General features: G+C 59.7%; 14 protein-coding genes. All 14 read left to right on the forward strand.

Annotation, left to right across the window (positions count from 1 at the left end; genetic code table 11):
* Positions 1-5: 5 nt before the first annotated feature.
* The 14 genes from HMPREF3149_RS05995 (at position 6) to HMPREF3149_RS06060 (ending at position 10956) form a co-directional block, all read left to right on the forward strand.
* Complete coding sequence (locus tag HMPREF3149_RS05995) at positions 6-428, forward strand: Cg1360 family ATP-synthase-associated protein (protein WP_210385418.1); 423 nt, start codon at positions 6-8, stop codon at positions 426-428.
* 455 nt (positions 429-883) lie between these two features.
* On the forward strand, positions 884-1696 hold the full coding sequence (gene atpB, locus HMPREF3149_RS06000) for a F0F1 ATP synthase subunit A (protein WP_070537109.1): 813 nt from the start codon (positions 884-886) through the stop codon (positions 1694-1696).
* Positions 1697-1800: 104 nt separating this feature from the next.
* The gene (locus tag HMPREF3149_RS06005) at positions 1801-2043 is read left to right on the forward strand and encodes an ATP synthase F0 subunit C (protein WP_042530472.1); all 243 of its coding nucleotides are present in this window, start codon (positions 1801-1803) and stop codon (positions 2041-2043) included.
* Positions 2044-2087: 44 nt separating this feature from the next.
* On the forward strand, positions 2088-2660 hold the full coding sequence (locus tag HMPREF3149_RS06010) for a F0F1 ATP synthase subunit B (protein ID WP_042530474.1): 573 nt from the start codon (positions 2088-2090) through the stop codon (positions 2658-2660).
* Between the two features lie 6 nt (positions 2661-2666).
* The gene (locus HMPREF3149_RS06015; protein ID WP_070537110.1) at positions 2667-3482 is read left to right on the forward strand and encodes a F0F1 ATP synthase subunit delta; all 816 of its coding nucleotides are present in this window, start codon (positions 2667-2669) and stop codon (positions 3480-3482) included.
* Positions 3483-3542: 60 nt separating this feature from the next.
* Positions 3543-5183, forward strand: a complete 1641-nt coding sequence (gene atpA / locus HMPREF3149_RS06020; protein WP_070537111.1) for a F0F1 ATP synthase subunit alpha — start codon at positions 3543-3545, stop codon at positions 5181-5183.
* Between the two features lie 55 nt (positions 5184-5238).
* Positions 5239-6222 carry a F0F1 ATP synthase subunit gamma gene (locus HMPREF3149_RS06025; protein WP_070537112.1) on the forward strand — a complete coding sequence of 328 codons (984 nt, stop codon included), beginning with the start codon at positions 5239-5241 and terminating at the stop codon, positions 6220-6222.
* Between the two features lie 3 nt (positions 6223-6225).
* Positions 6226-7674 carry a F0F1 ATP synthase subunit beta gene (gene atpD / locus HMPREF3149_RS06030; RefSeq protein WP_042530482.1) on the forward strand — a complete coding sequence of 483 codons (1449 nt, stop codon included), beginning with the start codon at positions 6226-6228 and terminating at the stop codon, positions 7672-7674.
* A 10-nt stretch (positions 7675-7684) separates the two neighbouring features.
* Positions 7685-8053, forward strand: coding sequence for a F0F1 ATP synthase subunit epsilon (locus HMPREF3149_RS06035; protein ID WP_070537113.1), 369 nt, complete (start codon positions 7685-7687; stop codon positions 8051-8053).
* Between the two features lie 192 nt (positions 8054-8245).
* Entirely contained in the window at positions 8246-8722 is a 477-nt protein-coding gene (locus tag HMPREF3149_RS06040; protein ID WP_070537114.1) for a DUF2550 domain-containing protein, read from the forward strand.
* A gap of 24 nt (positions 8723-8746) precedes the next feature.
* The gene (gene nucS, locus HMPREF3149_RS06045) at positions 8747-9439 is read left to right on the forward strand and encodes an endonuclease NucS (RefSeq protein ID WP_070537115.1); all 693 of its coding nucleotides are present in this window, start codon (positions 8747-8749) and stop codon (positions 9437-9439) included.
* Complete coding sequence (locus tag HMPREF3149_RS12960; protein ID WP_083280786.1) at positions 9439-9723, forward strand: hypothetical protein; 285 nt, start codon at positions 9439-9441, stop codon at positions 9721-9723. The genes nucS and HMPREF3149_RS12960 overlap by 1 nt, the downstream gene beginning before the upstream one ends.
* Positions 9724-9733: 10 nt before the next feature.
* Entirely contained in the window at positions 9734-10042 is a 309-nt protein-coding gene (locus HMPREF3149_RS06055; protein ID WP_070537117.1) for an MTH1187 family thiamine-binding protein, read from the forward strand.
* A complete protein-coding gene (locus HMPREF3149_RS06060; protein ID WP_070537118.1) occupies positions 10039-10956 on the forward strand; it encodes a tetratricopeptide repeat protein in 918 nt (305 codons plus the stop codon). Before HMPREF3149_RS06055 ends, HMPREF3149_RS06060 begins: the two co-directional genes overlap by 4 nt.
* Positions 10957-11190: the final 234 nt, after the last annotated feature.

Consider the following 11190-nt stretch of genomic DNA (forward strand, 5'->3'; position numbering starts at 1 on the left):
AATCAATGACTTCAGAAGAGCGGTCGCCCTACGATGACCACCGGCGCCCACTCAAGCGCGCTTTGCGCCTCGGCGCTATGGGCCTCGTTGTGGTGACTATCGCCTCCCTTGCCATCTGGGGCGGTGTTCGGGGAACGCCTGGTTTGCTCGGCGTGCTCGTCGGTGCGGCCATCGGCGGCGGCTTCGTGTTGTTTACCGCGGCCTCCGTGCTGGTGACCGCACGTACGACGCCCTCGACGACGATGGCCGTCGTCCTTGGCGGCTGGTTGCTCAAGGTCGTCATTCTTATCATGGTCCTTTTGCTCATCAAGGACCTGGAGTTCTATGACACTATGGCGCTCTTCGTCACCGTCATCTGTGCGCTGGCGGTTACGCTCGGCACAGAGGTCTGGGGCGTGGTGACATCCAACGTGACATACGTCTCCTAGCATGTGAGGCGTCCGCTGACTATATGCACTGCCACCCTTACTGGTTGCCCCAGTAGGGTGGCTTTTTCGTGTCGTGAGGTGACAATGTCGGTGCCCGTAGTTACCCCCGTCAAGGTGGGCAAATCATGGCGTGTGACCAAGTCCACTCGCAGGGGTTTCGGCAGAATGTGGGCGTTTTAGGTCTATCCACGGGGGAGGGGTAGCCCATCGGCTACGGCACGGTGCCCCCACGTGCGAAAACTTGTCATCAAACTGATACCATTCACTTCGGGTTACCGCGGGTTGGCGTCATGCCGGCCCGATACAGTGCGGTTTATCCTTGTCTTGCTTACGCTGATGTGCGACGGAGTCCGTGAGCAAGGCAAAGAGCTGAAGACGTCCATCGCACCACATAGCCTTCGACAAGCTGTGTGGCCCGAACACGGGAGAGAACGCTGAGCGTTACAACATTGGCCATGAAGGGTGAATTTCACGCACCCGAACTGGATCCAGAATTTTTCCCGGGGCACGTAACCGATGACGGTGAAGTCGTCGACCTTTTGTTCGCTGACTTTGCCAACGGTTGGTTCGCTTTGGATCGCATCATGCTGGTCCGCCTCTTCATGGTGGCTATCTTGGTGCTCCTTTTTGTTGTCGCCTTTAGGAACCCCAAGCTGGTTCCGAAAGGAATGCAGAACGTAGGCGAGCACGCGATTGACTTCGTGCGAATTCACATCGCAGAAGACATTTTGGGCAAGAAGGAAGGACGCCGTTTCCTTCCGATTCTGGCCTCTATCTTCTTCGGCGTTTTGTTCTGGAACGTAGCAACTATTGTTCCGGCCCTGAACATCTCTCCGAACGCCCGTATTGGTATGCCGATCGTGTTGGCAGTCGTGGCGTACATCGCCATGATTTACGCCGGTGCGAAGCGTTTCGGTTTCGGCAAGTTCATCAAGTCGTCGGTGGTTATTCCTAACCTGCCGCCGCTGCTGCACGTTCTTGTTGTGCCGATTGAGGCATTCTCTACGTTCGTCATGCGTCCAGTCACGCTGGCACTTCGTCTTATGGCGAACTTCCTGGCTGGCCACCTCATTTTGGTCCTGTTGTACTCGGCAACGAACTTCTTCTTCTTCCAGTTCAACGCCTGGACTGCAGTGAGTGGCCTCACGCTGGTCGCAGCGGTTCTGTTCACGATTTACGAGATTATCGTCATCTTCCTGCAGGCATACATCTTTGCTCTGCTGACGGCGGTATACATCGAACTGTCGTTGCATGCAGACTCGCACTAACAACAACGCGAACCTCGCGGTTAACTAAATATCCCCAGAAACCAACATCACTGCGCCCGCGGAACACACTGCGGGAGAAACTTTGAAAGGGAACGACTTTCATCATGAACGAAATCATTCTTGCTCAGGACGCTGCTGAGTCCACCCTCAAGGGCCTCGGCGCCATCGGCTACGGCATCGCCACCATCGGCCCGGGCTTGGGCATCGGTATCCTCGTCGGCAAGACCGTCGAGGGCATGGCTCGCCAGCCAGAGATGGCTGGTCAGCTGCGTACCACCATGTTCCTGGGTATCGCCTTCGTTGAGGCCCTGGCCCTCATCGGCCTCGTTGCAGGCTTCCTGTTCTAAAGAGCGCTTTACACAAGTAAATCGAACTTTAAGAACGGAGCCCCATGAACAACGTCATTTACTACCTTGCAGCAGAAGGAAGTGAGCACCTGCCGCTAGAAAGCGGTAACTCCATCCTTTTGCCCAAGATGTACGACTTGGTCTGGTCCCTCATTCCGTTCGCCATCATCCTGCTGCTTTTCTGGAAGTTTGTCCTTCCGGCATACAGCAAGATGCTGCAGGAGCGTGAAGACCGGATCGAGGGTGGCCTGAAGCGTGCGGAGGCTCAGCAGGCCGAAGCTAAGGCCGCTTTGGAAAAGTACAATGCTCAGCTCGCTGATGCCCGAGCCGAGGCTGCAGAAATCCGCGAGCAGGCGCGCGAGCGCGGCAAGCTGATTGAGGCCGAGGCCAAGGAAGCTGCAGAGGAAGAGTCTCGTCGCATCCTGACCGCCGGTGAGAAGCAGCTTGAAGCTTCTCGCGCACAGGTCGTGTCTGAGCTGCGTTCCGACATCGGACAGAACTCCATCAACCTGGCAGAGAAGCTTCTCGGTGGCGAACTTTCCGACGCCACGAAGCAGTCCTCCACCATTGATAGCTTCCTGTCCGAGCTCGACACTGTGGCACCGGCCGGAAAGTAGGCAACGATGAAGGCAGCTAGCCGCGAAGCACTCGCTACCGTCGAGTCCAAGCTGGACGGATTTCTGTCCGGCGACAACTCGGTAGCTACTGCTACCCAGGCAGGCCAGGACCTCTTCGAGGTTGTCCGCGTCCTCGATGGCGACCGCGAACTGCGTGTTGCCCTGACCGATGATGCAGCAACTTCCGAGGACCGTAAGACCCTGGTCCAGAAGCTTTTCGGCGGCAAGATTTCCCCGGTAGCACAGCAGGTGCTCGAGGAAGCCGCCGCTGCACAGTGGTCCACGCCGCGTGATATTGCCCGTGGCCTCATCAAGCTTGGCCGTCGCGCACTCCTGCGTGGCGCTGAGTCTGAGGGCAAGCTGGGCCAGGTTGAAGACGAGCTCTTCTCCCTGTCACGCGTGCTTGACCGCGAAGGCGAACTGACCCAGCTGCTTTCAGACCGTACTGCGACGTCCGACCGCAAGGTTGGGCTGCTGGCAAGCGTGCTCTACGGCAAGGTCACCATGGTCACTGAAGCGCTCGCGCTGCAGGCCATTGGCCGCCCGGAGCAGAACCCGATTGATGATCTCGCCGGTCTGGCGGACACTGCAGCTGAGCTGCAGGGCCGCTCTATCGTGCGCGTCACCACTGCGGGTGAGCTGAACGATAGCCAGCGGGCAGCACTCGCTGAAAAGCTGGGCAAAATTTATGGTCGTGCGATGTCCATCCACTCTGAGGTTGACACCAGCCTCCTCGGTGGCATGACCATCCGCGTCGGCGACGAAGTTATTGATGGCTCGACGGCAGGCAAGATTGCTCGCCTTCGCGCCGCGATGGCATAAGCCGAAACGACAGAAACGATTAAGTAATTGCTGGAAGATACTACCGAGAGCAGGAAGAACATGGCGGAGCTGACGATCTCCTCCGACGAGATCCGTAGCGCGATTGCGAACTACACCTCGAGCTACTCCGCGGAGGCCTCCCGTGAGGAGGTCGGCGTGGTCATTTCGGCAGCTGACGGTATTGCGCAGGTTTCGGGCCTGCCGTCCGTCATGGCGAATGAGCTGCTCGAGTTCCCGGGCGGCGTTATTGGCGTCGCACAGAACCTTGACACCAACTCCATCGGTGTCGTGGTCTTGGGCAACTTCGAGTCGCTTAAAGAAGGCGACGAGGTCAAGAGGACCGGCGAAGTCCTCTCCATCCCTGTGGGCGAGGACTTCCTCGGCCGCGTAATTAACCCCTTGGGTCAGCCGATTGACGGCTTGGGCCCGATCACCGCTGAAGAGGACCGCGTCCTCGAGCTGCAGGCACCGTCCGTGCTGCAGCGTCAGCCGGTGGAAGAGCCGATGCAGACCGGCATCAAGGCAATTGACGCCATGACCCCGATTGGTCGTGGTCAGCGTCAGTTGATCATTGGTGACCGTAAGACGGGTAAGACCGCCGTCTGTATCGACACCATTCTGAACCAGAAGGCTAACTGGGAGTCTGGCGACAAGAACAAGCAGGTTCGCTGTATCTACGTCGCCATCGGCCAGAAGGGCTCCACCATTGCTGGTGTGCGCCGCACCCTTGAGGAGCACGGCGCGCTGGATTACACCACCATCGTGGCAGCACCGGCGTCCGACGCCGCCGGCTTCAAGTGGCTGGCACCGTTCTCCGGTGCTGCTCTGGGGCAGCACTGGATGTACCAGGGCAACCACGTCCTGATCATCTACGATGATCTGACCAAGCAGGCTGAGGCCTACCGTGCGATTTCCCTTCTGCTGCGCCGCCCGCCGGGCCGCGAGGCATACCCGGGTGACGTTTTCTACCTCCACTCTCGTCTGCTGGAGCGTGCTGCAAAGCTCTCCGACGACATGGGTGCAGGTTCCATGACCGCACTGCCGATTATTGAGACCAAGGCGAACGACGTCTCCGCCTTCATTCCGACCAACGTTATTTCCATTACCGACGGCCAGGTCTTCCTGGAGTCCGACCTGTTCAACCAGGGCGTCCGTCCGGCAATTAACGTCGGTGTGTCCGTCTCCCGTGTTGGTGGTGCCGCACAGACCAAGGGTATGAAGAAGGTTGCCGGTAACCTCCGTCTGGAGCTGGCCGCCTACCGTGACCTGCAGGCCTTCGCTGCCTTTGCGTCCGACCTTGACTCTGCCTCCAAGGCTCAGCTGGAGCGCGGTGAGCGCCTCGTTGAGCTGCTGAAGCAGTCCGAGTCCTCTCCGCAGCCTGTCGAGTACCAGATGGTGTCCATCTTCCTCGCAGACCAGGGCATCTTCGACGTCGTTCCCGTCGAGGACGTACGCCGCTTCGAGAAGGAGCTGCACGATCACCTCAACTCTGCAACCCCGCAGGTGTTCGAGCAGATTCAGGGTGGCACCGCTCTGACCGACGAGTCCAAGGATGCACTTGTTGCAGCAGCCAAGGACTTCACCCCGTCCTTCCGCACCACCGAGGGCCACAACCTCGGCTCCGAGGCGCCGGTTGACCCGCTCGCCGCTGAGGACGTCAAGAAGACCGAGCTCAACGTCTCCCGCAAGACGGCCGAATAGAGTCCGTACACTCTAAGAATTAACCGTCTAGAAAAAGAAGGGAGGAGCGAAAACCATGGCTAATCTTCGCGAACTGCGTGACCGCATCAGGTCCGTCAATTCCACCAAGAAGATCACCAAGGCACAGGAGCTCATTGCTACCTCGCGCATTACCAAGGCTCAGGCCAGGGTCGAGGCGTCCCAGCCATATGCGCGCGAGCTGTCCAACGTGTTGAATAAGCTTGCCGCGCATACGTCCCTGGATCACCCCATGCTCCGTGAACGTGAAGATGGCAAGGTTGCCGCTATTCTCGTGGTCTCGTCTGACCGCGGTATGTGCGGCGGCTACAACAACAACATCTTCAAAAAGGCGGCCGAGCTCGAAGCCCTGCTCAAGAGCGAAGGTTTCGAGACCGTCCGTTATGTCACGGGTAACAAAGGTGTTGGCTTCTACAAGTTCCGTGAAGCTGAGGTCGCAGGCAGCTGGACCGGGTTCTCGCAGGATCCGACCTGGGAGTCGACGCACAACGTGCGCCGCCACATCATCGACGGCTTCACCGCCGGTTCGAATGGCCAGGCAAAGACCCGCGAGGGCATCAACCTCGAAGGTGAGACCGTTCGCGGTTTCGACCAGGTACACGTTGTGTACACCGAGTTTGAGTCCATGCTGACCCAGACCGCGCGTGCGCAGCAGCTGCTGCCGGTGGTACCGGTTATTGAGGAAGAGGACTACAACATGGGTGAGTCCGCGCTTTCCGACGCCGAACCGAACAATCAGATCACCCCTGATTACGAGTTCGAACCGGATGCGGACACCCTCATGGACGCACTGCTTCCGCAGTACGTGTCTCGTCTCCTGTTTGCGATGTTCTTGGAGTCCTCGGCCTCCGAGTCCGCCGCACGCCGTACCGCAATGAAGTCTGCAACTGACAACGCGAGCGAGCTGGTCAAGGACCTCTCCCGCGTGGCCAACCAGGCACGTCAGGCGCAGATTACCCAAGAAATCACAGAGATCGTCGGTGGCGCTGGGGCGCTCGCCGAAAGCGCAGAAAGTGACTAGATTATGACTACAGCTCTGCAAGAGCAGAACACACAGTCGTCGGCTACCGCCGGCCGTGTGGTGCGTGTCATCGGTCCGGTCGTCGACGTGGAGTTTCCGCGTGGCGGGCTGCCGGCACTGTACAACGCACTGACCGTCGAGGTGACCCTCGAGGCTGTTGCAAAGACCGTCACCCTTGAGGTCGCTCAGCACCTCGGTGACAACCTCGTCCGTGCCGTGTCCATGGCTCCGACCGACGGCCTCGTCCGCGGTGCAGCCGTGACCGACACCGGCAAGCCGATTTCCGTCCCCGTGGGTGATGTGGTCAAGGGCCACGTCTTCAACGCCCTCGGTGACTGCCTTGACCAGCCGGGTCTGGGCCGCGATGGCGAGCAGTGGGGCATCCACCGCGAGCCGCCGGCATTCGACCAGCTGGAGGGCAAGACCGAGATCCTCGAGACCGGTATTAAGGTCATCGACCTTCTCACCCCGTACGTCAAGGGTGGCAAGATTGGCCTCTTCGGTGGTGCAGGTGTGGGTAAGACCGTTCTTATCCAGGAGATGATTACTCGTATTGCACGCGAGTTCTCCGGTACCTCTGTCTTCGCCGGCGTCGGCGAGCGCACCCGTGAGGGCACCGACCTCTTCCTCGAGATGGAAGAGATGGGCGTTCTCCAGGACACCGCTCTCGTGTTCGGCCAGATGGATGAGCCGCCGGGAGTTCGTATGCGCGTGGCTCTGTCCGGCCTGACCATGGCGGAGTACTTCCGCGATGTTCAGAACCAGGACGTGCTGCTGTTCATCGACAACATCTTCCGCTTCACCCAGGCAGGTTCTGAGGTTTCGACCCTTCTGGGCCGTATGCCTTCTGCTGTGGGTTACCAGCCGACTCTGGCTGATGAGATGGGTGTTCTGCAGGAGCGTATTACCTCCACCAAGGGTAAGTCCATTACCTCCCTGCAGGCCGTCTACGTGCCGGCCGATGACTACACCGACCCGGCTCCGGCCACCACCTTCGCCCACCTCGATGCCACCACCGAGCTGGACCGTTCCATTGCGTCGAAGGGTATTTACCCGGCAGTGAACCCGCTGACCTCTACCTCTCGTATTTTGGAGCCGGCCATCGTGGGCGAACGCCACTACGAGGTGGCACAGCGTGTCATCGGTATTCTGCAGAAGAACAAGGAACTCCAGGACATCATCGCCATCCTTGGTATGGACGAGCTGTCCGAGGAGGACAAGGTCACCGTTCAGCGTGCACGTCGTATCGAGCGCTTCCTGGGCCAGAACTTCTTCGTCGCAGAGAAGTTCACCGGCCTGCCGGGCTCCTACGTGCCGCTGGCTGACACCATCGACGCCTTCGAGCGCATCTGCAACGGCGAATTCGACCACTACCCAGAGCAGGCCTTCAACGGCCTGGGTGGCTTGGACGACGTCGAAGCTGCGTACCAGAAGCTGAGCGAGAAGAAGTAGGGAGAGGCACATGGCTGACATCACCGCCGAATTGGTTTCCGTCGAACGCCTGCTGTGGACCGGCAAGGCCACCATGGTGACGGCTGAGACCACCGAGGGTGAGATCGGCGTGCTTCCTGGCCACGAGCCCATGGTCGGTCAGTTGATCGATAATGGTGTCGTGACCATCCACCCGGTGGACGGCGAGCGCCGCGTCGCTGCTGTTCAGGGTGGCTTCCTCTCCGTATCCGAGAACAAGATCACCGTCCTCGCAGACTGGGCCGTCTGGGCCAGTGAGGTCGATGAGGCCCAGGCTCAGGAAGACCTGAAGTCTGAGCACGAGCTGACGAGGTCTCGTGGTGACGCCGCACTGCGCGCCGTTCGCCGCTTCAACAGCTAACGGATTAGCGGAGAGGGGAGAGAACGGGCAGCAATGACCGCCCTTCCCACTCTGACCTAAAGACAGCCCCCTGATGCTCCTTATCGAAGGAGCATCAGGGGGCTTAGTCTTCTGCGAAACAACTGGCATTGTGCTGTTCTTAAGCGGTACAATCGATGAAACAATTCGCATTTCCGTAAAGGACCGTTTGCCATGAATACTCAGGTGCTGCAATGGCCGCTTTTTCTGCTCGCCCTGATTGTTCTGGCTGTCATCCTTCTTGCGGCGGTGCGCTTTTTCACCCTCCGCTCTCGGGGAACTTCGGTGCTGTTGCGTCTGCTGCCGGCTAAAGACTCGCACTCGTGGCGCCATGGCCTGGTGCGCTACAACGGAGAGCATATGGAGTACTTCAAACTCCGTTCCGTTCTTCCCAGCGCTAACATGCGCTTTAATCGCCTCGACATCACCCTCAATGGCACTCGCCCGCTCGATGATGACGAGGCTTCTTTTATGCCCGCAGGTGAGCAGATTATGCGTATGAGTGTGCACGGCAAGGACTATGAGATTGCCGCCGATGCACAGGGAATCATGGCACTCAATGCGTGGGTGGAGGCAGCTCCCTCGAAGCGCAAAGAGAAGCTGGATTACCACCAGATGCGCCAGCGTGCCACCCGCTTTCCTAAGAAGTAGGCCGTACCCGTTAGGGTAGAGTGCATGCGTGTTGTGATCGCCCGTTGCTCTGTAGATTACGTCGGCCGCCTCGACGCCCACCTGCCCTTGGCGGACCGCCTCATCCTTATTAAGGCTGACGGCTCAGTCTCCGTTCACGCGGACGACCGTGCCTACAAGCCCCTCAACTGGATGACGCCTCCCTGCACGCTCGACGAGTCTGACATCACCGATATCGACGGTGAGGACACCGGAGAAAAACTGTGGCTCGTTGAGAACCCCAAAGGTGAGCAGCTGCGTATCACAATCGCCGAGGTCCACCAGGACATCGAGATGGAGCTCGGTGAGGATCCCGGCCTGGTGAAGGACGGCGTGGAGGCGCACCTGCAGGAGCTGCTCGCTGAACACATCGAAACCTTGGGGGAGAAGTACTCCCTTGTACGCCGCGAATACCCCACGGCGATTGGCCCGGTGGACATCATGGCGAGGAACGCTAAGAATGAGTTCGTCGCCGTGGAGGTTAAGCGTAGGGGAGGCATTGATGGCGTCGAGCAGCTCACGCGTTACCTCGAGTTGCTGAACCGTGATGATCTTCTAGCGCCGGTCCACGGTGTGTTCGCCGCCCAGGAAATCAAACCGCAGGCCCGTACTTTGGCGGAAGACCGTGGTATCCGTTGCGTCGTGCTTGACTACCAAGAACTGCGCGGCATTGAATCCAACGAGCTGCGGTTGTTCTAATGCCACGCCGCAATCGTCGAATCCGCGAGGAGCCACGCTTTCTGCCGCGCGATGGCAGTTCCTTCCTTGGCTCGCAGACCGTCCCGGGCCCAAGCTGGGCACATGGCGAGCCCTATGTCATGCGGCATATCGGCAGCTCCGCCGCAACCAAGTTCTACGTCTGCCCAGGCTGTAACCAGAACATTCCGCCCGGGGTGGCACATATCGTCGCGTGGCCGCGCGATACTGGCGGCCAAGGCGATGACCGCCGACACTGGCACCGTCACTGCTGGGACCGGCGGTAGACTAGCGGGCATGATTGTTGCCTTTTCTGTAGCGCCTTCCATCGTGGGCGATGAGAGCGCCGAGATGTCCGACGCCGTGGCAGAAGCCGTGCGCGTTGTCCGCGCCTCTGGCTTGCCCAACGAGACCAACGCCATGTTCACCCTCATCGAGGGCGAGTGGGACGAAGTCTTTGCGGTGATCAAGGAGGCCACCGATGCCGTCCGCGCCGTCTCACCGCGCACCAGCCTGGTTATCAAGGCTGACATTCGCGAGGGCGTGACTGGGCAGATTACCCAGAAAGTAGAATCCGTAAACCGCTACCTGGAGGAGAATCAGTGACTGGACCGTACGTAGGAGGTGCCCTGGACTTGGGTGCCATCAAGCAGCAGGCAGAGGCTAAGGCGAAAGCGCAGGAACAGGGGAACGCCGGTGCGCCAGCTGGCATTCAGCCGTTCTTCGATGTCACTGAAGAGAACTTTGAGCAAGACCTTGTGCGTCGCTCCGCTGAGGTTCCGGTCATCGCGTTGATTGGTTCCCCGCGTTCGCCCGCCTCTGAGCAGCTGAAGAAGGACTTTGAGGAGATGGCCGCTGCGGGTGGTCTGAAGTTCATCGTGGGCTACATCAACGCCGATGTTGTACCGCAGGTGGCCCAGGTTTTCGGCGTGCAGAACCTGCCGACCACCGTGGCTATCGCCGCCGGCCAGCCTGTTACTAATTTTGAGGGCAGCCAGCCGCGCGAGAATCTTGAGCAGTGGATAGCAGCGATTGTGGAGAAGCTTGGCCCCCAGCTGCGCGGCCTCTCCGAGGCTCAACCGGAGCAGCCGCAGGAAGAAGAAGCAGACCCGCGCCTTCTCGTTGCGGAGGACGCCCTCAACGCGGGTGACTTCGATGCTGCTATCGCAGCCTACGACGAGGTCCTTGCCGCCGAGCCTGACAACGCAGAGATTAAGCAGGCCCGCGCCACGACTGTTGTGCTTAAGCGCCTCAAAGCCTCTTCGACTGACGGGGACCCCATCGCTGAGGCTGAGGAGAATCCGCAGGACGTGGATAAGCAGCTCGCGGCCGCCGACGCCCACATTGTTGCCGGGACTCCCGACGTAGCCTTCGCCCAGCTTATCGACGCCATGAAGGTCACCGCCGGCGATGACAAAGCCCGCCTGAAGGACCGGCTGCTAGAACTTTTCGCTCTCTATGATTCCGGCGACCCGCGAGTTCTCGCTGCCCGCACGCAGCTCGCCAGCGCGCTGTATTAAGACACGCGCACGCCGTGTAACCCGTCAACCATGCTGTGGTTGGCGGGTTGTGGCGTGGGTGGCTAGCCCGTACCTGGTGGTGGGTCGGGTGGTTGTTTGGCGGTGAGTCTGGCTATGGCTTGTTGGTATTCGGGTGTGGCGGTAATTGGTAGGCCCCAGGGTGGGATGTAGCCGATGCCGCCGGGGATTCGGAAGACGTAGCCGCGTCCGGTGGGCCGCGATGGGTCATCATCG

The sequence above is a fragment of the Corynebacterium sp. HMSC05E07 genome (assembly GCF_001807225.1).
Taxonomy (GTDB): Bacteria; Actinomycetota; Actinomycetes; order Mycobacteriales; family Mycobacteriaceae; genus Corynebacterium; species Corynebacterium singulare.